The sequence below is a fragment of the Bradyrhizobium sp. SZCCT0148 genome (assembly GCF_018129985.1).
Taxonomy (GTDB): Bacteria; Pseudomonadota; Alphaproteobacteria; order Rhizobiales; family Xanthobacteraceae; genus Bradyrhizobium; species Bradyrhizobium japonicum_H.
In genome coordinates this window covers 1368543-1387860 of record NZ_JAFCKT010000001.1, presented here as the reverse complement: position 1 = coordinate 1387860, position 19318 = coordinate 1368543, and the positions used below count along the sequence as shown (strand labels likewise).

Genomic DNA, 19318 nt, shown 5'->3' with positions numbered 1-19318 from the left:
GCAATTTACACATTTGTAAACCTCAGGCGGACTCTTCATAATCCCGTCAGCGTCCCGCCCTTAAGCTTTGACAAGAGGCCGATCATGCCAGCGTTCGTGACTTTCGGGCGGATCCTGTTCGCCGTGCTGTTCATCTACACGGGCGCGACCAAGCTCTTTGCCATCCAGGCGACGGCCGACTTCATCGCCACCAAGGTGGTGGTGCCTGACATCGTCGCGCCTTACGCCAAGCAAATCGAGACGGCAACCGCCATGACCACGCCGCAACTGCTGGCGATCGCCGTCGGCGGTCTTGAGATCATCGCAGGCCTGATGATCGCGCTGAATTTCGGCGCGCGGTTCTTCGCGATGCTGATGATCATCTATGTCGCGGTCGCGACCGTGCTGTTCGACGATTTCTGGAACCAGGCGCCGCCCGAGAATGCCAAGATGGTGGTCGACGCGCTGAAAAACCTGTCGATCATGGGCGCCTTGTTCATGATCATGGGATACGGCCGCACCACGCGTCCGGCCGAGGCGGCCTACGGGGACGTCTAGGCGAAGAGCCTAGTGGCTGAGATCGCAGCTCGCGCGGAGCAGGGTGGCCTTGGCCTCGTAAGATTTCGCCAGCGTCACGAGTTGCTCGATTAGCGCTTCCTCGATGACGGAGGTTGCGAGCCTGCGGCAGTGCTGAGCGTGCCCAAGCAGACGTTCGGTTTCCTCACGGGGGTGGTCGGGAACGAGGATATGGGACATTTAGCAGCCTTTCGCACCTGAAGTCCCGGCATTCCAATGCTAGCGCTAGCCGGATCGCGCGCATTGATGCGGGTCAATCCCTGGCGTCGCGCGCTCAATCCGCCGCGCGCGGCGGCGCGATCTCGCGCATCCACCGGGAAATCGTCGCGTTGCTTGCTCCGTCCGTACCGCGCTGCAGGCCGAGCAGGGCGGCCTCGCGGGCTGCGCGGGGCGTGATGCCGTAGGCAGCCTTGAAGGAGCGGGTGAAATGCGCGTCGGTCCCGAGCCGCCATCGCCGCGCGACCTCGCTGATCCGGGGGCCGCGGCCGCCGGAGTTGGCGAGGTCGAAGAAGGCGCGGTGAAGTCGGCGGCTGCGGATGTAGTCGGCGATGCCGCCGGCGGGCGCGAACAACCTGTACAGCGAGGCGCGGGACATGCCGAAATGGGCCGCGACGGAATTGGCCGACAGCTCCTCGGTGGCGAGCTGGCTCTCGATATATTGACGGATGCGGATCAGCGACGGTCCCGCGGTGGCGCCGGGCTCGACATCGGAGCTCTCGATCTCGTTGCGCAGGCACGCGGCCAGTAGCGAGACGGTGCCCTCGACCACAGACTGGCATTCGTGCAGGCTCATGCGCGGGGCGGATTCGAGCAGCGCCGACAGATGCCCGGCGAGGAGCCGGGCGATCACGCTGCTGCCGGGCAGCACTAGACCATGCAGATCTTCGACCCGGAGCAGATGGTCGCCGAGCAGCGGGCGCGGCACCACCAGCGTCACATTCTCGAATGCCACAGCTCGCGTCTCGAGCGTCTGCGCCAAGTCGAACAGGCAGATGTCGCCGGCCCTGACGCGAGTCGGGCGCAAGCCCGCAACGCCGTCAAAGCCACCTTTCAGATACAGCTGCAGGATGATGTGGTCGACCCCGCTGCGCGCGACGGTCTCTGCGGTGCGACGGAAGCGCTGGCCGCTGGCGCGGCTCAATCCGATCAACACCGGACCCATCGCATAGGAGCGGACGTCGGCGCGGAATGGGCCGGGCTCGCCCTGCGCCAGGTCGTCGACGTCGAACAGCGTCGCGACAGCCTCGCGCCAGACCGCGATGTTACGCGCGGTGTCCATCCGGTCGGACGAGAAAGCGAAACTCGACAATTGGGATGAGACCGCGGCAGCTTCGCCGCTCAATCCGGTGAGCCGGGCCGGGCCGGTCGTGGTATGGTCGTTGGTCATGGCGGCGGCGATCGGTCAGTCTTGTTCGTCGTGATGAGCCCGGCGGTGCCGCTTAACCGGCTCTCCATGTGCTCCCATGGCTGAATTAGGCCGGTCACTGGGGGTGCCTAGATACCCCATCGAAAACGGCCTTCGGGTGGTATAAGACGGGTTCCGGTCGAACGGAAGTGGCAGAAGCCACGAGGCAGGGCCCGGCCGGAAGGCGGTCGGCTCCCCTGTTTTGCGCTTTTGTCTCAACCTCTTGATACCCTGTCCCCGCCGCCGCCGCGCGTATTGACCCTGTGCCGCCAACGCTCGAATAGCGCCATGGGCGACGGGAGACCGTGCCCAGGACGTCATGATGACGTCGAAGGCAAGGTAAGTGCTGGAATGCTGTTGCGTGGAGAACTCGGCTCGGTCTTGCAAGGCCGGGCAGCTGACCTGGCTGGATTGGCGCGGTCATTCGGCCGCTGGCTCGGGAGTTCGGCTCTGGTGACGGCGGCGCTGGTCGTGACGGTAGGGCGCGCGGACGCGGTCGATGCGGACTGGCTCTCCAACCCGTCGTCCGGCGATTACTTGGCCGGCGCAAACTGGAGCGGCGGCGCCGTGCCGAACGGAACGGCGACGTTCGGAACGTCCACGATCACCAGCCTGACGATCGGAAGTTCGCGCACGGTAGGCACCTGGATCTTCAGTCCTGGCGCGAGCGACTACACGATCACCGTGGACGGCGAGGCGGCGTTCCAGTTCCTTGGCGATGGCATCGTCGTCAACGGCGGCAGCGTTGCTCTCGACATCAATTCGAGCTTCGTCCGCTTCGGCAATACCAGCAGCGCCGGCACGGCCACGATCAATGTCAACAACGGCTCGCTCAGTTTTGCGCAAACTGCCTCGGCCGGCAGCGCTGTCATCACCAGCGACGGCGAAATCGATTTCAGGAACGGCAGCACCGCCGGCAACGCCACCCTCACCAATTCCATCGGCGGCATCGTCTATTTCCGGGCGAGCAGCAGCGGCGGCACGGCGCGCTTCATCAACCATGGTGAGATCGACGTCTCGGACCGCACGGCCTTCAATATCACGATGGGATCGATCGAGGGCTCCGGCACCATCTATCTCGGCTCGAGCAATCTCGAGGTCGGCGGCAACGATCTGTCGACCAATTATTCTGGCGTGTTGCGGGATGGGGGCGCGGGCGAGGGCGACGGCGGCTCGCTGACAAAGGTCGGGACAGGCACTCTCCGCCTGACCGGAACAAGCACCTACACCGGCGACACCGTGGTGGCCGGCGGCGTGCTCGACGTCGAGGGCTCGCTCAACGGCACGTCCTCCGCAACCGTGCAGACAGGCGCGGTCCTGATGGGCGCCGGCAGCATCGTCTCGCCGTTCGTGTCGGTCGATAGCGGCGGCACGCTCGCGCCGGGCAATGGCAGCGCCGGGACAGTGCTGTCGATCTCAGGCAGTCTCGCTTTCGCGTCCGGCGCGTTCTATCTGCTGCAGGTGAACCCATCGGTGGCGGCGTCCACCACGGTTACGGGCACGGCGGATCTCGGCGGCGCGACCGTGAAGGCAGTGTTCGCTCCCGGCAGCTATGTGTCCAAGACCTACACGATCCTCAGCGCGGCTGGCGGCGTCTCCGGGACGTTCGCATCCGGCATCGTCAACACGGGGCTGCCGTCGAACGTCCACAGCTCGCTGAGCTACGACGCCAACAACGTCTATCTCAACCTTGCACTCGATTTCGCGATCGCTCCAAACCTCAACATCAACCAGCACAATGTCGGCAACGGGCTGACGAATTCGTTCAACCGGAACGGCGGCATTCCCGGCGTCTACGCTGCCTTGTCGGCCGGTGGGTTGACGCTGGCCTCCGGCGAACTCGCTACGCGCGTGCAGCAGACGACGTTCGAGGCAATGGGGCAGTTCACCGGGCTACTGGTTGATCGGGGCATGGATTGCGCCGTGCAGGAGGTGCGAGGCAAGCCGTGGCCGTGTTTCGAGGCCGCGCGCTGGAACGTCTGGGCGGCCGGGTTCGGCGGCGCGCAGGACAGCAGCGGACATGCCGCGCTCGGATCGCACGACGCGACCAGCCGCGTGTTTGGGACCGCCGTCGGGGCCGATTACCGGCTCTCGGCCTATACGCTAGCCGGCTTTGCGCTGGCCGGCGGCGGGACCAATTTCAGCGTGAACGGGCTTGGCAGCGGACGCTCAGACCTGTTCCAGGCCGGCGTTTATCTCCGGCACGTCGATGGTCCGGCCTATATCTCCGCGGCGCTGGCCTATGGCTGGCAGGGCATAACCACCGATCGCATCGTGACCATTGCGGATTCAGAGCGCCTGCACGCCGAGTTCAACGTCAACGCCTTGTCGGGTCGTGTCGAAGGCGGTCATCGCTTCGCTGCGCCATCGATGAAGTTGGGCCTCGCGCCTTATGTGGCTGGGCTGTTCACCACCGTAGCCCTGCCGTCCTATGCGGAGTCCGTGCAGTCAGGCAGCGGCGCGTTTGCGCTGGCCTACAATGCCAAGAGCGTGACCAATCCTCGCACCGAGCTCGGTCTGCGCGCCGACAAGGTTCTCGGCCTGACCGATGGCGCCCTCATGCTGCGCGGGCGGCTCGCCTGGGCGCACGATTTCAATCCGAACCGGTCGATTGCCGCGACCTTCCAGGCGCTACCGGATGCAGGCTTCGTCGTCCACGGCGCCGCGCAGACGGCGGACTCCGCGCTGGTGACGGCTGCCGTCGAGAAGAAATGGCAGAACGGCTGGACGGCGGCAGCGACGTTCGAGGGCGAATTCTCGACCGTGACGCGGTCCTATGCGGGCAAGAGCGTCGTTCGTTATGCGTGGTGATGGACGGCGATAGTTACAGGTAGCAAATACCTGTATTGTGCATGGGGTTGCCTTCGAGTTCTAGCTGGAGCCTCTCACCGCCCCCACGGTGTGACGGTCACATCATGCTCCGCGTCGAGGACGTAGGGCGCTCCCGGCTTCATCCCGTGTGACGCAAGCACCTGGTGCGGCGTACGCTCCGGCACGCCGACGAAACAGCCGTCGCCGCCGGGCAGGCGCACATGCGGGGCTTCCGATAGCCAGAACGTATCGTAGCTGTCCATGAACATGTCGAACACGACGGGGCCGCCGATCACGGCGACGATGCCGGAGGCGACATCGGCAAAGGCGCAGGCTTCCTCGAAGCTCGCGTGTTCCGGATTCCACAGCGTCGCGTTCGGCATCTCAGGATCGACAGTGAGCGGCTTGATCTTGCGGGTGACGATCAGTCGCTTGCGCTGCGGCGAGTTCGGTTGCTGCTCATGCGAGTTGCGGCCGTGCACGATCAGCGCGGCGCGGTCGAGCGCCTGCTCGAAGAACAGCTTGTCGCCCTCGAACTTCAGGCTGTCGGGCATGACGTGGCCGGCGTCGGCGAGCATGCCGTCGGCGGAGACGATGACGTAGCCTTCGATACGGAAAGACAATGCCGTCTATTCGGAAACGGTCGTGACCACGGAATTAACCGGGCGCTGGCTCACCGTCGGCAGCTTGGCGTCTTTGAGCAGCTCCTGGTCATAGTCGGGCAGCGACGAGGCCGGGAATTTGGCGCGCATCGCGACCACCTTGTAGCCGCCCGCCTTCAGGCGCTTGAGCAGCTCGGGCAGGGCCTCCGCCGTGTGCTTCTGGAAATCGTGCATCAGGATGATGCCCTTGCCCTTGGTGTCGAGCTTCTTCATCACGGTTTCGACGATCTTCTCGGGCTTGGAGGCCTTGAAGTCGAAGGAGTCGATATCGCAGGAGAAGATCGCGGTGTTGCGGTTGCCGAGATAGGTGACCATCTCCGGCGGATGCTGGAGCGCCGGGAAGCGGAAGAACGGCGAGGGCGAAATACCGCCGAGCGCCCACTTCACCGCGGACAGGCCTTTCTCGATCTCCTCCTTGCGCTGCGCTTCAGTGAGCTTCTTGTTGTTGAGATTGGCGTGCGACCAGGTGTGAGTGCCGACCGTGTGTCCGGCGTTGTAGACCTGCTTGAGGATCTCGGGCTCGTAGGTCGCGTGCTTGCCGATCGAGAAGAAGATGCCGGTGGTGCATTCGTCGGCGAGCGCCTTCAGCACGGCGGGCGTGTTCTTAGGCCAGGGACCATCGTCGAAGGTCAGCACCACCTCCTTGTCGCGCAGGAAGTCGAGCTCTTTGAAGTGCTCGAAGCCGAATCCGGGACCACCCGTGGTGTCGATCTCGACGGTGCGGGCAACCCCGAGCGCGCCCGGCGTGTTGCAGGCCGCGCGGGCCGGCTGCGACGCCTGCTTGGGTGGGGGCGGATTGACGAAACCCGCTGGTGCCGCGGCGGCCGCGGGAGCTGCAGGCGGAGCCGCGGCAGGCGCGGCTGCAGCCGGCGTCGCCGCCGGGGCGGCTGCGGGTTTTGCGGCCGGGCTTTGCGACCAGGCTGCGCCGGTCATCGCGACCGACATCGCGCTTGCCAAAATCAGTCCTGCCGCCACGCGCATGGTGTTGTCCTCGAGATTGATCCCGTTGTTCCGCCGCTGCTTTTCGCCTTCGGCAAAACCGTCCTGCCCCAAACGACCCTAGCCTAGATGGTGGGCCATCGCCATTGCAACGGCTGTTTGGCATTCCGCCAGAATTGTGCCCAGCCGGATGGGCTCGCCTTGCATCAACTGTCGGCCAGCATCCTGGCGATGGCTGTCTTGATCCGTGTGTCGGCCGGTTCGACCGAGGACGGAAAGACCTCGGCGATGTAGCCGTCGCGGCCGATGAGATATTTGTGGAAGTTCCAGCGCGGAACATCCTTTGGCCGCGCCTCGGCGGCCCATTTGTAGAACGGATGTGCCTTTGCTCCGACCACGATGGCCTTGGCCGTGATCGGAAAGGTAACACCATATTGGTGGTGCGCGGTCTCCGTGATCTCGCTGCTGCCGCCGGGCTCCTGGCCGCCGAAATCGTTGGACGGCACGCCGATCACGGTGAGTCCGCGCGCGCGAAACTCGTTCCAGAGCTGCTGCAGGCCGGCATATTGCGGCGTGTAGCCACAGAGCGAGGCCGTGTTGACCACCAGCAGCGGCTTACCGGAGAAAGCGGCGAGGCGGATATCGTCGCCGGACAACGCGGGGAAGGAGAAGGCGTAGGCCGGAATCCGGCTCATGCCGCTATCGGCAAGCGCGCGCGTTGCCGGCACCAGCGTGCCGGCCACCGCGGCTAAGAGCACGTGTCTGCGATTCATCATGACGGCGTCCCCCCGAGATGATCCGGACCGCATGGTACTCCGCCGCTGCGACCTGCCGCGTCAACACCGCGTTATCGGGCGCCTTGCAACAGCTCAGTACAGGCGGACGATGAAGTCGGTGCCTTCACCGGTTTCGCCCTGGCTGATGCCCTGGTCCGAGACGATGATGGAGCCGCCCGATGTCAGCATCTCGTTGATCTTCGCCATGGTGTCCGCCGGGATCGCAATGCGGTCGAGTGCTTCGGCGGGGCTATCGGGGGTCACCACAGGCTTGGCGGTCACGGGCTTGGCGGCAACCGGGATCACGGCGGCGCCACGCTGGCGGCGCGTCAAGCGGCCGTCGTCCTCGCGGGCCGCCGAACGAGCGGAGACGGGCAGCGACACCACGGACCAGCGCAGCGCATTGGAATCGGTCTTGTCGAGCTCGGCGGTGAAGATATGGGTACCGAGCGGCCGCTCGCTGCTGGCGATCGTCACCGGCACCTCGAACAGCGGCGCAAAATTCTGCCGCACGTAGAGCTTGGAATCCTTGCGGCTGATGAAAACGGCGATCTGGCCGGACCGCCTGGGCGCTTCCGGTTTTGCAGCCGGCGCTGGTTCGGCAACACGGCTGTCGTCCTTCTTCGCGTCGGGCGAGGCGGCGACCGCGGGAACCGGCGCATCAGGTGTCTTCGCGGAGGCCGCGTCCGTCTTGACCGGCTCGCTCTTCCCGGCCTCGACCTTGTCGGCAGGCTTGTCCGCGTTCGCCGGCTTGGCAACGTCTTCCGCCGGAGGCTTGGCTGCATCCGACGCTTCGGCCGTCCTGGCGTTGTCGCCCGGCGCTGTGGCTTCTTCGTGAGCTGCTGCATTGCCCGTGGTCACATCCGACATCACGCTGTGACCGACGGAGGTGCGCAGTTCCAGCACGCTGTCGGCGCTGGCGGTCTTGGTTTCGACGGGCTTGGCTTCGATCGGTTTAGCTTCGGCGGCCTTGGTTTGCGCGGCGCCCTTGTCGGCCTTGTCGCCGACATTGGTTTGCGGCCCGAGGCTGACCACAGGCTGCGGCGGCACGCGCACGGAGGCAAGCAGGGGATGAGAGAAGCTGTGCGGCGACATCTCGCCGGGTGCCACGATGACGCGTGCGCCCATCCTGGTCCAATTCCACATCTTCACCGCGAATGCCATCGGCATGCGGATGCAGCCATGAGAGGCCGGATAACCCGGCAGCACGCCGGCATGCATGGCGACGCCGGACCAGGTGATCCGCTGCATGTACGGCATCGGCGCGCCGCTATAGATGTTGGAATGGTGGAATTTGTGCTTCTGGATGACGCTGAACACACCCATCGGCGTCGAATGGCCCTTCATGCCCGTCGACACCGGCGATTGCGCGAACACGCCGTTGGTATCGTAAACCGTGACCTTCTGCCGGTCGATCGAGACGACGATGACGAGCGGCCCTTGCGGCTTGGTGCCGGCTTCCTTCTCGGCGACAACCTCCTTCTTGCCGGTCGCGCCGCGCTTCTGCGGCTTCTGGCGCGGAATTTCGGGGCGCCGGTCCTGACGGGCGTAATAGGACCCGTCGGAATAATCCGTCCAATAATAAAATGCTGCGTCCGCCTGGCTGGTCGTGCCGATCGCACCCGCCGCCGTCAAAATGGCGACCTGCCACAGCCGCGCCGGCTTGGCAGATAAACCCGACCCGTTCACGCTGTTCATCCTCGAATCCATAATCCAAATCAGACGTTAGTCTCGCAGAGGGGATACGCGTTCACCAGCATGGCGGTTCTGCCGTCAGCTACTTTTGTCCAAGTCGTAGCAAAAAAGCCTCACGGAGCGGTAAACGGCGGCCGCGCCGGTCCGTCCGTCGTCTTCCTGAGCGGCCGTCTCATACCTACATTGTGGCGACTTGTTACCGGAGAACTTCATGTCATCTCGTTTCCTCGGTCTTTCCAGCATCGGCTTGAAAGGCTTTGCCTTCTTCCTTCTGGCCCTTGTCGTGCCTGCGGCGTCCGCGCTGGCTGCCGACGAGCCCGATCTGATCTTCCGCCGCTCTACGGTGTTCAAATGGATGAGCCCGAACGACAAGCTCGCGACCTATGGTCTCGACGATCCCGAGGTCGAGGGCGTCGCCTGTCATTTCACAGTGCCGGAGAAGGGCGGCTTCAAGGGCTGGCTGGGCCTTGCCGAGGAGGTGTCGGACATCTCGCTGGCCTGCCGCCAGATCGGCCCGATCAAATTCAAGAACAAGATGGAGCAGGGCGATGACATGTTCCGCCGGCGCCGCTCGCTGTTCTTCAAGAAGATGCAGATCGTGCGCGGCTGCGACGCCAAGCGCAACGTGCTGGTCTATATGGTCTATTCGGACAGGATCATCGAGGGCTCGCCGAAGAACTCGACCTCGACCGTGCCGATCATGCCGTGGGGGCCGGCGGACACAAACGTCCAGAAGTGCGGCGAGTTCTTCACGGAGTGACGCGTCGGTGCTTCACTCGGCGCGGCGGGACTGCGGTTTGACGAGGTGCGAGCCGGTCAGCCGCACGAACGCTTGTGGCGCGGCTTCGAAACCGCGGTCGGATTGCAGCGACATCGCGCCGGCTGAGGCGGCGCGATTCGATCGGTGATCTCCGCCGTCGGTCCGTTGCTCCGCGTCGCGCGGCATTGCGCGAACTTGCACCACCATAATGACTATCCCTCAAGTGAACGCGCCCGGTGATCCGGGCGTCCTGGCTTCGAAGGCTTGGGTCGCGGCCGATGCGCCTTCGGTTCGACCCAGCCTTCGTTTGCCGCTCCATTCAGCAGAAAAACGTAAAATGCGTGTGAAGCGGGTGAGGCGGGAGCATGACGGCTGCCGCCTCCGGAGCGTTTGCGCTGAGGGTCTGGAACTTGGCAGGATGCTTTGAGCTGCGGTGAGGCCCATCTGAAATGATTGGTCTTTCCGGCGAATTGTGTCGTCGCCCCGGGCCGGACGAAACATTCCTCACGTCAGATGAAACCATTTTGCGCTTTTGGCGCATCACGGACGAAACCGCCCATGGTTATCAGCTTCACAACGACGAACGGCGCACCGCCGGCCAATGGAACTCGGAGACAAGATCATGCGCGCCCTCAGCCTCATCCTTGCCTTTGCTTTCGTTGTTGCCGGTTCTTCGTTCGCAGGCTCGCCGGACGGCAATCTCCCCGGTGTCGGAACTTTCCAGTACAGCGGCTCGCCGATCTCGACAGCCGCGACGCAATCGATCGTGGTCGCCGCGCGCTTCTGATCAACAAGAAACTCAGCCGATAAAGGCCGTCATGATCGTTCGATTTTGCGCCGCTGCGTTCGTGTCTGTTCTGACGATTGCTGCCGCCGAGGCGCAAGTGCGCGCGCCCTCCAGGTTACCGGATCCCCGCACCGAATTCGTGCGCCAATGCGCGCCGCGGATGCTGGGACGGTGGGAACATCCCGAGGAAGTTTGCGGCTGCCTGCACGATCATGCCGCAGCCGCCGTCGAGGACCGCGATCTGCGCGAAGCACTGTTGCGCGGCATCAGCGAAACCGGCGTGCCCACCATCGAGACCGACTGGGTGCCGGCGTCCAAGCAAAGTGAGATTGGCCCCACCTTCACCAAGATCGCCAAGCCGACCCTGCAGTGCATGTTCGACCCGGCGAAGCAGTAGCTATCTCGTCTTCGGACCGTAGCGCGGCACGCAGGCGGCGGTGCGCGCGACCCCCTTTTCGGTCATCTTCGTTCCGCGCACTTCCTTGACCTGTCCGGCGGGACAGGTTCCGTCGTCCACCTGCACGCGCTGACCAAGCTTGAGGTCCACGATGTCCTGCTCGCGCCCGACCGTGACGGCGTGCGCCGTCGTCGCGAGCGCGGCGGAGATCAGGACTGAGAGGCAACCAGCACGGCGCAGCAGCATGGCGAAAGATCCCGGCATTGATACCGCAATGTAAGGACGGGCTCGCGATTCTGATAGTGAACCTTCGTCAGATCTGCCGGGCCGATCTGTTCGCGGTGCGCAGGGCTGCGCGCGATTCCTGCGCGAGGCGTTTTGCGGAGGCGACAAGCAGAGGAACCGGATGGCCGGAAAATCCCAGCACGAAGCCGGGCAGAGGTCGCGCGCGCGAATAGGTATCGGCCAACAGCCAACCTTCCGCGCTGGCCGCATGTTTGGCTCGCGCTGCCACCGAAAGGTCGACAGAGCGATCGAACCGGGCGACGAGATGAAGGCCTTGTGACGGCACCGGGACCGACAGCGCGCCGTCGGACTCGGCCTCCAGCGTTTCCGCCAATGCATCACGTGCTTCGCGATAGAGCTTTCGCACGCGCTTGAGGTTCGCTGCGAACGCGCCCGAGTTGAGCATGTCGGCGACCGCGCCTTCCATCAGCGTGCCGGGGAAGCGGTCGAGCGCCGCGCGCGCAGCCGTCACGTCCGCGATCAGGCGTTCGGGCAGGGCGCAATAGCCAATGCGCAGGCCGGGAAACAGCGTCTTGGCAAAGGTGCCGAGATAGATCACACGCTGGAGGCGGTCGATGCCGGCGAGCGACATCAGCGGTGCGCCGTCATAGCGAAACTCGCTGTCGTAATCGTCCTCCAGCACGAAAGCGCCGGCCCGCCTCGCCCAGTCCAGAAGCTCGAGCCGCCGCTGCATCGACATCTGCACGCCCAGCGGAAATTGATGCGACGGCGTGACATAGGCCGCGCGCGCGGACGGCCCTGCGATGCGGCCCTTCGCGACCCGCATCCCCTGCTCATCGACGGGAACGCCCACGGCGCCATAGCCGCAATTCGCGATGGTTTTCCGCGCTGCCGGGTAACCGGGGTCTTCGCACCAGACCTGGTCGCCCGCCTTGAGGATCGCGCTCAGCACGATGCGTAGCGTGTGCAACGTGCCTGAGGTCAGCATGATCTGATCGGGATCGCAGCGCAGCCCGCGCGCCGACAACAGATGATCGGCGATCGCGGCGCGCAGTTCGCGGCTGCCGCGGGGATCGCCATAGTGCAGATGCTCCGACCCGAAATTGCGCATGCGCCGGCCGACGAAGGCACGGAAGCGCTGTACGGCGCGTTCGTCGATATGGGTGCAGCCGAGCGCGAACGCGCCTTGGCCCGGCGTCTCCACAATGACGTTCGGCTTGTTCGGTTCGGCCGTACGCGCAGGAATGCGCGCGGCGACGAACGTTCCGGAGCCGACGGTCGCCTCGGCGAAGCCGTCGGCGATCAGGCGCTCATAGGCGATGACGACGGCGTTGCGCCGGAAGCCGGTCTGCGTGGCGAGCGTTCGCGACGGCGGCAGCGGCTCGCCGGGCTTGACCAGGCCGGAGACGATCATCTCGCACAGCGCCTGATAGAGCCGGTGCGCGGCAGAGGCGCCCGGCGTGACGTGCGGGCCGGTGAGGTCGAGCGGCAGCCCGGTCTTGGCCGGCAAGGAAGGCTTGGCGGCCGAGGGCAGGGAATTGGTCGGAATATTTCGCATGGAATTGGAACTATCGCAGACCAAACGCGCCGCTACAACTGCTTCGAGATTTCTTCCAATCCGAGCAGGAGCGGCCGTGAGCCAGACCGAGACTTCGCATTCCTATCCGACGTCTGTGCGCAACCAGGTGAAGCGCCGGCACGACCGCGGCTTCTACGATCACGAGACCGTGCATCGCATCCTGGACTCCTCGATGCTCTGCCATGTCTCCTACGTGATCGACGGCCAGCCCTATTGCACGCCGACCTTCTTCTGGCGCGAGGGTACGAAGCTCTATTGGCACGGCTCGAGCGCAAGCCGCATGCTGCGGAATCAAACCAAAGGCGAGCGCGTGTGCCTGACTGTCGCCCATCTCGACAGCCTCGTGCTGGCGCGCTGCGGCTTCAATCACTCGGCCGACTACCGCGCAGTGATGGCATTCGGCACCGCCTATCTCGTCACCAATCCCGAGGAAAAGGAGCGGGCGGTGATCGCGATGGTCGACCGCTTCTTCCCGGATCGCACCGCGAGCCTGCGGGCAAGCACCACGCAGGAGATCAAGGCGACGTCCTTCATCGCGATGGAGATCGAGGAAGCCTCGGCCAAGATACGCGCCAAGGGTGTTGCCGACGACGACGAGGATTATGCGTTGCCAATCTATGCCGAACGCATCCCGGTTCGCACGGTGCTCGGCGCGCCCGAGCCGTGCCCGCGCCTGCTCGACGGCGTCAGCCGGCCCGCGACGCTCAATGGCTATTCGGAAGGCCGCCTGCTCGAAGATGCATTGCGGGATGCATATTTTGTGGAGTACCCGAACGGCTGAAATCGGCTAGCTTGCGCCTCCTTGGGACCAATGAACTGCCTGGAGTTGCCTGATGAATGCCGAAACGCAGCAGAGGATTCTCGACGCCGTCGATGCCGGCTTCGAGGCCCAGCTTGCCACTACCCGCGATTTCGTCGCGATCCCCTCGACCCGCGGGGCGGAGGGGCCGTGCCAGGACATGATCGGCGACCTCCTGCGCGAACGCGGCTACGAGGTCGACGACTGGCACATCGATGTCGAGGACCTCAAGGATCTGCGCGGCTTCGGTCCGATCGAACATGACTTCTCCAAGGCGCGTTCGGTGGTGGGTACCTACCGCCCGCAAACGAACGCCGGCAAATCGCTGATCCTGCAGGGCCACTGTGACGTCGTGCCCGCCGGTCCCCTAGAATTATGGGACACGCCGCCATTCTCTCCCGTCGTCAAGGACGGCAAGATGTTCGGCCGCGGTGCCTGCGACATGAAGTCGGGCACCATCGGCGCGCTCTATGCTCTGGATGCGATCAAGGCCGCGGGCTTCAAGCCGACGGCGCGGATCCACTTCCAGTCCGTGATCGAGGAGGAGAGCACCGGCGTCGGCGCGCTGTCGACGCTGCAGCGCGGCTATCGCGCGGACGCCTGCTTCATTCCGGAGCCGACCGGGGGCAAGATGGTGCGCTCGCAGGTCGGTGTGATCTGGTTTCGGCTGCGTGTGAAGGGGCACCCGACCCATGTCGCCTTCGCCGGCTCCGGCGCGAACGCGATCATGGCCGCCTACCATCTGATCCAGGCGCTGCAGAAGCTCGAGATCGAGTGGAACGAGCGCGCCAAAGCTGACAAACATTTCAAGACGCTCAACCATCCGATCAACTTCAACCCCGGCATCATCAAGGGAGGCGACTGGGCCTCCAGCGTGCCGGCCTGGTGCGACGTCGATTGCCGGATCGCGGTCTTGCCGGGCTGGTCGATTGCCGATCACCAGAAGGAGATTGCGGCCTGCGTCGCGGCTGCAGCGCGCAACCACCGCTTCCTCGCCAACAATCCGCCTGAGATCGAGTGGTCGGGCTTCCTGTCGGAAGGCTACGAATTGACCGATGCCGCTGCGCCGGAGGCCGCGTTCGCCAAAGCGTTCGGCAAGGTCTATGGCGGCATGCCGGAGGACCTTGTCTTCACCGCGCTCACCGACACCCGCTTCTACGGCCTCAATGAGGGCATCCCCAGCCTGTGCTTCGGCGCCAGCGGCGGCGAGATGCACGGCTTCAACGAGTTCGTCGAGCTGGAGTCGTTGAAGAAGACGACCAGGGCGATGGCGCTGTTCATCGCGGAATGGTGCGGAGTGGAAAAGGCGTAGCGTCGCCTCAGGCACAACTCTCGTAGGGTGGGCAAAGGCGCAGTTGCGCCGTGCCCACCGCCTTCCTCGATTTCGTGCGAAGGGTGGGCATGCTACGCTTTGCCCGCCCTGCGGCGTCTCGCGCCATCTGTCCCAACACTGGCTAAGGGGCAGGGAAGTTTCTTGCCGCTTCGCTGGACACCACTCAGGCCGATCCAGATCCTTTAAGCTTAAAATAAAGACTAGGAGGCGGAGCTTGCCGATGGCAGACTGGCACCTAGTTCGCTGGTCGAGACTTGGGAGTTGCGATGCGCGATTGGGATGATGCCTACGCCAACTCGGCCCATATCCCGGGGTCGGATAAAATGCCGGCACAATGGGCGGAGCGGGCCGAAGCTTATCGTGCCGGGCTGAAGTATTTTCGACCCGATATTGCCTACGGCGCAGGCGAGCGCCAGAAGCTCGACCTGATCCTGCCCGATGGCGACAGCAACGGGCTCGTCGTCTTCGTCCACGGCGGCTATTGGATGCGCTTCGACAAGTCGACTTGGACCGATCTGGCCGAAGGCGCGCGCCGCCACGGCTGGAGCGTGGCGCTGCCGAGCTATACGCTGACGCCGGCCGCCCGCATCTCCGACATCACCACCGAGATCGCCGCGGCGATCGGCAAGGCGGCCTCGCTGGTCTCCGGGCCGATCCGGCTCGCCGGACATTCGGCCGGCGGCCACCTCGTCACGCGCATGCTGTGTGACGACAGTCGGCTGGAGCCCGCCGTCTACAACCGCGTCGCCGGCACCCTCTCGATCAGCGGCCTGCACGATTTGCGTCCGCTGCTGAAGACGAAGATGAACGAGACGCTCGGTCTGACCATCGAGGAGGCGACGCTCGAAAGCGCGGCGTTGCATCTGCCGCGCGGGCATTCACCTGTCACCGCCTGGGTCGGCGGCAGCGAGCGGCCGGAATTCATCCGGCAGTCCGACCTGATGGCCAATATCTGGACCGGCTTCGACGTGCCGACGCGCCTCGTCGTCGACCCCGGCCTGAACCATTTCACCGTGATCGACGGGCTGAAGGATCCGTCGTCGCCGATCACCGCGCGCCTGATCGGCCTCGACTGAGCAAAGCCGGGGAAGATCGATCGAAAGGGCCTGCCCATGTCGTCCAGCGATTACGATCCCAGCAGCGAAGGCGCCGAGACCGATTTCGCAAGGCGCATGTCCTACGGCGACTATCTTGCTCTGGATTCGATCCTGGGCGCGCAGCACCCGCTGTCGGAAGCGCATGACGAGATGCTGTTCATCATCCAGCATCAGACCACGGAGCTTTGGATGCGGCTCGCCATCCACGAGCTCAGTGCCGCACGCCGCGCCATCTCAAAAGATGAGGTGCAGCCTGCGATGAAGATGCTGGCACGGATGTCGCGGATCTTCGAGCAGCTCAACAACGCCTGGGACGTGCTGCGCACGATGACGCCGAGCGAGTACACGCGTTTCCGTTCGCAGCTTGGACAGTCCTCCGGTTTCCAGTCGCGCCAGTACCGGCTGATCGAATTCCTGCTCGGCAACCGCAACCACGCCATGCTGAAGCCGCACGCGCACGATGCGGAGACGACGAAGCTGCTCGAGGCGGAACTGGCGACGCCGAGCCTCTACGACGAGGTGCTCAGGCTGGCCGACCGCAACGGGCTGAAAATGCCGGCCGCGGTGCTGGCGCGCGATGTTCGCGAGACCCATGGCTTCAACGAGGGCGTGCTGCAGGCCTGGCGGATCGTCTACGAGGCGCCGGAAGCTTACTGGATGCTCTACGAACTCGCCGAGAAGCTGGTCGACTTCGAGGACTATTTCCGCCGCTGGCGCTTCAATCACGTGACGACGGTCGAGCGCGTCATCGGCTTCAAGCGCGGGACCGGCGGCACCGGCGGCGTCAGCTATCTCAAGCGCATGCTGGAGGTGGAGCTGTTTCCCGAACTCTGGCGCGTGCGAACAATTCTGTAAAAGCTCCCAAGAATATCCAAGAGAATATCCATGACCAGATATCGCGTCTATGACGACACCAAAGCTCTGTTCCATCTGCCTGATGGCGTGATCTATCTCGACGGCAACTCGCTCGGCGCGTTGCCGTTCGGCGTTGCCGAGCGCGTCAACCGCGTCATCACGACGGAGTGGGGCAACGAGCTGATCCGCGCCTGGAACAGTGCAGGATGGTATGCCCAGCCACGCCATGTCGGCGACCGCATCGCGCGGCTGATCGGCGCCGAGGCAGGCTCGGTGATGGTTGGAGACACGCTGTCGCTCAAGGTCTATCAGGCGCTCGCCGCCGCGCTCGACATGAACGTGTCCCGCAAGATCGTCTTGTCGGACACCGGCAACTTCCCGACCGATCTCTACATGGCCGAAGGCCTGATTGCGACGCTCGGGGGCGGCCATCAATTGCGCCTGGTGGCGCCGGAGGAGATCGAGGCCGCCCTGTCGGAGGAGGTCGCAGTGCTTTACGTCACCGAGATCGACTACCGCACCGGCCGCCGCCACGACATGGCGAAGCTCACGGCAAAGGCGCATGCGCTCGGCATCGTGACGGTCTGGGATCTCGCGCACTCCGCCGGCGCGCTGCCGGTCGATCTGGCCGGCTGCGGCGCGGATTTCGCGGCGGGCTGCACCTACAAATATCTCAATGCGGGCCCCGGCGCGCCGGCTTTCCTCTACGTCGCGCCGCGCCACGCCGACAGCGCACGCGCCGCGCTGTCGGGGTGGATGGGACATGCAAAGCCGTTTGCGTTCGAGCTGGGCTATGCGGCCGCAGGTGGCGTCGAACGCATGCGCGTCGGCACGCCGCCGGTGCTGGCGATGGCGGCGCTGGAGGCTTCGCTCGATATCTGGGACCGCGTCGATATGGCGGAGGTCCGTGCGCGTTCCCTGGCGCTCGGCGACTTGCTGATAGCCGAAGTCGAACGCCGCTGCCCGTCCTTGCGGCTGGTCACCCCGCGTGCGCATGACCGTCGCGGCTCGCAGGTCTCCTTCGCTTTCGACGGCGGTTACGCTGCGATGCAGGCCTTGATCGCCCGCGGCGTTATCGGCGATTTCCGCGCCCCTGACATCATGAGGTTCGGGATCACGCCGCTGTACATTGGCGAGAGCGAGATCGTCCGAGCGGCAGAGATCATCGACGAGGTGATTTCAGGGGAGGTGTGGCGACGGCCGGAATTTCAGGTGGTGAATGCGGTGACGTGAACGAAGCCGTGCCCCCGACGCGGCGCCTCGCTCCGCCTTGCGGCGGCTCTGCGCTGCAACGCTGGGCGTTGAAGCGCGTCCGGGACACGAGAGTCATCGCCGTGCGCCCGTGAGCCCGACCATTACCTCTGACGTCATTGCTTTGCCGCACGAAGCAATTCACGCTGGCGCAACAATCAATTGGGAGGACTTTTGATGACGCCGCTCGAGAAGCTTAAAGCGATGAAGATGCCGTTCGCCGAGCTCAAAGGCGTCGAGTTCATCGAGGCCGGGAAGGACCGCGTGGTGGCGCGCATGATGGTCCGGCCTGATCTCTGTACGCTCCACCACACCATCCATGGTGGGGCGGTGATGGCGCTGGCCGATTCCGTCGGGGCGGCGGCGACCGTGATCAACCTGCCCGAGGACGCCAAGGGCACGACCACGCTGGAGAGCAAGACCAATTTCATCGGCGGGGCCAAGGAGGGAATCAAGGTCATTGCCACCGCGACCCCGGTCCATCGTGGCCGGCGGACCCAGGTCTGGACCACCCGGCTGGAAACGGAGGATGGCAAGCTGGTTGCCGTCGTCACCCAGACCCAGCTGATCCTGTAAGATTACGGGTCTTTGATTCTATTAACGAATTAGTCGTTTCCCGTGCCTTCAACTTGGGCAAGTCCTCGTCTTGCAAAAGATGGTGCGATGCACAATATAAGGAGGCCTAGGGATTCGAACGCCTCCTCGAGGGACACCAAGAGGAGTTTTGACGTGGTACTCGAAGACGCTGTCCGGACCACTCCGGGCTATGTGCGGACGCTGATCCAGCACGAAGAATTGCCGCTGTTGCGTGATCATCTGCTGAGGCTCGATGCCGAAAGCCGGCACGACCGTTTCAACGGCTTTCTCGACGATTCTTTCATCGAGCGTTATGCCGCCCGCTGCGCCGAGGACGGCACGGTGATCGTCGCCTATATCGTCGACGGCGTGGTCCGCGGCGCGGCCGAACTGCACCCGCCTGAAGGCGACTCGCTCCCCGAAGTCGCCTTCAGTGTAGAGGCCTCCGCGCGCCGCCAGAACGTCGGCACCGTGCTGTTCAGTCGCCTAATCGCCGAAGCGCGCTGGAAGGGCTACAAGACCCTGCGCATCACCACAGGCGCGGAGAATCACGCCATGCGCGCGCTCGCCCGGAAATTCGGCGCGCATCTCGCTTTCCGCCATGGCGAGTCCACCGGCACGATTGATCTTGCGAAGACGCCCCAGGACGAGCTTGCGGATCTCGCAGCAGCACCGTTCAAGGCGGGACGTGCTCTTCTCAGCTTCAATACGACCTGCTGGAAGCTGATCTCCAGTATGTACGGCAATCGCGCGGCCTGACATCAACGGGGCTGAATCAAAAAAGCGGACCGGCTA

21 protein-coding genes are annotated in these 19318 nt (G+C 64.5%); 12 read left to right on the top strand and 9 right to left on the bottom strand.

All coding sequences use genetic code 11. The annotated features are described in order from the left end of the window. Positions 1-84 precede the first annotated feature (84 nt). Positions 85-537, top strand: coding sequence for a DoxX family protein (locus JQ580_RS06765; RefSeq protein ID WP_212278881.1), 453 nt, complete (start codon positions 85-87; stop codon positions 535-537). A gap of 9 nt (positions 538-546) precedes the next feature. Here JQ580_RS06765 and JQ580_RS06760 read toward each other — a convergent pair whose 3' ends face one another. Both JQ580_RS06760 and JQ580_RS06755 read right to left on the bottom strand, forming a co-directional pair. Further along, the gene (locus JQ580_RS06760) at positions 547-735 is read right to left on the bottom strand and encodes a hypothetical protein (protein WP_212278880.1); all 189 of its coding nucleotides are present in this window, start codon (positions 733-735) and stop codon (positions 547-549) included. A gap of 94 nt (positions 736-829) precedes the next feature. Continuing rightward, a complete protein-coding gene (locus tag JQ580_RS06755; protein WP_212278879.1) occupies positions 830-1942 on the bottom strand; it encodes a helix-turn-helix domain-containing protein in 1113 nt (370 codons plus the stop codon). Between the two features lie 369 nt (positions 1943-2311). Between JQ580_RS06755 and JQ580_RS06750 the strand changes: the two genes are divergently transcribed. After that, on the top strand, positions 2312-4771 hold the full coding sequence (locus JQ580_RS06750; protein ID WP_212278878.1) for an autotransporter family protein: 2460 nt from the start codon (positions 2312-2314) through the stop codon (positions 4769-4771). 74 nt (positions 4772-4845) lie between these two features. Here the strand turns inward: JQ580_RS06750 and JQ580_RS06745 are convergent, their stop codons facing one another. The 4 genes from JQ580_RS06745 to JQ580_RS06730 form a co-directional block, all read right to left on the bottom strand. After that, on the bottom strand, positions 4846-5394 hold the full coding sequence (locus tag JQ580_RS06745; protein ID WP_212278877.1) for a dihydrofolate reductase family protein: 549 nt from the start codon (positions 5392-5394) through the stop codon (positions 4846-4848). A gap of 6 nt (positions 5395-5400) precedes the next feature. Next, positions 5401-6414: a polysaccharide deacetylase family protein gene (locus JQ580_RS06740; protein WP_212278876.1), complete on the bottom strand. Its 1014-nt coding sequence runs from the start codon at positions 6412-6414 to the stop codon at positions 5401-5403. A gap of 164 nt (positions 6415-6578) precedes the next feature. Then, positions 6579-7148, bottom strand: coding sequence for a glutathione peroxidase (locus tag JQ580_RS06735; protein WP_212278875.1), 570 nt, complete (start codon positions 7146-7148; stop codon positions 6579-6581). A gap of 93 nt (positions 7149-7241) precedes the next feature. Then, entirely contained in the window at positions 7242-8846 is a 1605-nt protein-coding gene (locus JQ580_RS06730; protein WP_212278874.1) for a L,D-transpeptidase family protein, read from the bottom strand. Between the two features lie 208 nt (positions 8847-9054). Between JQ580_RS06730 and JQ580_RS06725 the strand changes: the two genes are divergently transcribed. After that, a complete protein-coding gene (locus JQ580_RS06725) occupies positions 9055-9603 on the top strand; it encodes a CreA family protein (RefSeq protein WP_212278873.1) in 549 nt (182 codons plus the stop codon). Between the two features lie 12 nt (positions 9604-9615). Here JQ580_RS06725 and JQ580_RS06720 read toward each other — a convergent pair whose 3' ends face one another. Beyond that, positions 9616-9789 (bottom strand): hypothetical protein, encoded by a 174-nt coding sequence (locus JQ580_RS06720; RefSeq protein ID WP_249133946.1) that lies wholly within the window; start codon positions 9787-9789, stop codon positions 9616-9618. A 436-nt stretch (positions 9790-10225) separates the two neighbouring features. Between JQ580_RS06720 and JQ580_RS06715 the strand changes: the two genes are divergently transcribed. Together JQ580_RS06715 and JQ580_RS06710 are read left to right on the top strand one after the other, a co-directional pair. After that, positions 10226-10390 (top strand): hypothetical protein, encoded by a 165-nt coding sequence (locus JQ580_RS06715; RefSeq protein ID WP_212278871.1) that lies wholly within the window; start codon positions 10226-10228, stop codon positions 10388-10390. 31 nt (positions 10391-10421) lie between these two features. Then, complete coding sequence (locus JQ580_RS06710; RefSeq protein WP_212278870.1) at positions 10422-10787, top strand: hypothetical protein; 366 nt, start codon at positions 10422-10424, stop codon at positions 10785-10787. Here JQ580_RS06710 and JQ580_RS06705 read toward each other — a convergent pair whose 3' ends face one another. Both JQ580_RS06705 and pdxR read right to left on the bottom strand, forming a co-directional pair. Continuing rightward, positions 10788-11033: a DUF6719 family protein gene (locus JQ580_RS06705; protein WP_212278869.1), complete on the bottom strand. Its 246-nt coding sequence runs from the start codon at positions 11031-11033 to the stop codon at positions 10788-10790. Between the two features lie 67 nt (positions 11034-11100). Beyond that, the gene (pdxR, locus tag JQ580_RS06700) at positions 11101-12591 is read right to left on the bottom strand and encodes a MocR-like pyridoxine biosynthesis transcription factor PdxR (RefSeq protein WP_212278868.1); all 1491 of its coding nucleotides are present in this window, start codon (positions 12589-12591) and stop codon (positions 11101-11103) included. 76 nt (positions 12592-12667) lie between these two features. On the opposite strand from pdxR, the gene JQ580_RS06695 reads away from it, so the two are divergent. The 7 genes from JQ580_RS06695 (at position 12668) to JQ580_RS06665 (ending at position 19282) form a co-directional block, all read left to right on the top strand. After that, on the top strand, positions 12668-13393 hold the full coding sequence (locus JQ580_RS06695) for a pyridoxamine 5'-phosphate oxidase family protein (RefSeq protein WP_212278867.1): 726 nt from the start codon (positions 12668-12670) through the stop codon (positions 13391-13393). A gap of 52 nt (positions 13394-13445) precedes the next feature. Then, positions 13446-14723 (top strand): ArgE/DapE family deacylase, encoded by a 1278-nt coding sequence (locus JQ580_RS06690; RefSeq protein WP_212278866.1) that lies wholly within the window; start codon positions 13446-13448, stop codon positions 14721-14723. 287 nt (positions 14724-15010) lie between these two features. After that, the gene (locus JQ580_RS06685) at positions 15011-15820 is read left to right on the top strand and encodes an alpha/beta hydrolase (RefSeq protein WP_212278865.1); all 810 of its coding nucleotides are present in this window, start codon (positions 15011-15013) and stop codon (positions 15818-15820) included. Positions 15821-15856: 36 nt separating this feature from the next. Beyond that, entirely contained in the window at positions 15857-16696 is an 840-nt protein-coding gene (gene kynA, locus JQ580_RS06680; protein ID WP_212278864.1) for a tryptophan 2,3-dioxygenase, read from the top strand. A gap of 30 nt (positions 16697-16726) precedes the next feature. Continuing rightward, positions 16727-17929 (top strand): kynureninase, encoded by a 1203-nt coding sequence (gene kynU / locus JQ580_RS06675; protein ID WP_212278863.1) that lies wholly within the window; start codon positions 16727-16729, stop codon positions 17927-17929. A 195-nt stretch (positions 17930-18124) separates the two neighbouring features. After that, positions 18125-18523: a PaaI family thioesterase gene (locus tag JQ580_RS06670; protein WP_212278862.1), complete on the top strand. Its 399-nt coding sequence runs from the start codon at positions 18125-18127 to the stop codon at positions 18521-18523. Positions 18524-18676: 153 nt separating this feature from the next. Continuing rightward, the gene (locus JQ580_RS06665; protein WP_212278861.1) at positions 18677-19282 is read left to right on the top strand and encodes a GNAT family N-acetyltransferase; all 606 of its coding nucleotides are present in this window, start codon (positions 18677-18679) and stop codon (positions 19280-19282) included. Positions 19283-19318: the final 36 nt, after the last annotated feature.

Coding starts and splice junctions, on each gene's coding strand:
- JQ580_RS06690 (WP_212278866.1), top strand. CDS start 13,446: ATGAATGCCGAAACGCAGCAGAGGATTCTCGACGCCGTCGATGCCGGC.
- JQ580_RS06720 (WP_249133946.1), bottom strand. CDS start 9,789: ATGCCGCGCGACGCGGAGCAACGGACCGACGGCGGAGATCACCGATCG.
- JQ580_RS06740 (WP_212278876.1), bottom strand. CDS start 6,414: ATGCGCGTGGCGGCAGGACTGATTTTGGCAAGCGCGATGTCGGTCGCG.
- JQ580_RS06670 (WP_212278862.1), top strand. CDS start 18,125: ATGACGCCGCTCGAGAAGCTTAAAGCGATGAAGATGCCGTTCGCCGAG.
- JQ580_RS06765 (WP_212278881.1), top strand. CDS start 85: ATGCCAGCGTTCGTGACTTTCGGGCGGATCCTGTTCGCCGTGCTGTTC.
- JQ580_RS06730 (WP_212278874.1), bottom strand. CDS start 8,846: ATGAACAGCGTGAACGGGTCGGGTTTATCTGCCAAGCCGGCGCGGCTG.
- kynU (WP_212278863.1), top strand. CDS start 16,727: ATGACCAGATATCGCGTCTATGACGACACCAAAGCTCTGTTCCATCTG.
- JQ580_RS06725 (WP_212278873.1), top strand. CDS start 9,055: ATGTCATCTCGTTTCCTCGGTCTTTCCAGCATCGGCTTGAAAGGCTTT.
- JQ580_RS06755 (WP_212278879.1), bottom strand. CDS start 1,942: ATGACCAACGACCATACCACGACCGGCCCGGCCCGGCTCACCGGATTG.
- JQ580_RS06710 (WP_212278870.1), top strand. CDS start 10,422: ATGATCGTTCGATTTTGCGCCGCTGCGTTCGTGTCTGTTCTGACGATT.
- JQ580_RS06705 (WP_212278869.1), bottom strand. CDS start 11,033: ATGCTGCTGCGCCGTGCTGGTTGCCTCTCAGTCCTGATCTCCGCCGCG.
- JQ580_RS06715 (WP_212278871.1), top strand. CDS start 10,226: ATGCGCGCCCTCAGCCTCATCCTTGCCTTTGCTTTCGTTGTTGCCGGT.
- JQ580_RS06760 (WP_212278880.1), bottom strand. CDS start 735: ATGTCCCATATCCTCGTTCCCGACCACCCCCGTGAGGAAACCGAACGT.
- JQ580_RS06685 (WP_212278865.1), top strand. CDS start 15,011: ATGCGCGATTGGGATGATGCCTACGCCAACTCGGCCCATATCCCGGGG.
- pdxR (WP_212278868.1), bottom strand. CDS start 12,591: ATGCGAAATATTCCGACCAATTCCCTGCCCTCGGCCGCCAAGCCTTCC.
- kynA (WP_212278864.1), top strand. CDS start 15,857: ATGTCGTCCAGCGATTACGATCCCAGCAGCGAAGGCGCCGAGACCGAT.
- JQ580_RS06735 (WP_212278875.1), bottom strand. CDS start 7,148: ATGATGAATCGCAGACACGTGCTCTTAGCCGCGGTGGCCGGCACGCTG.
- JQ580_RS06750 (WP_212278878.1), top strand. CDS start 2,312: ATGCTGTTGCGTGGAGAACTCGGCTCGGTCTTGCAAGGCCGGGCAGCT.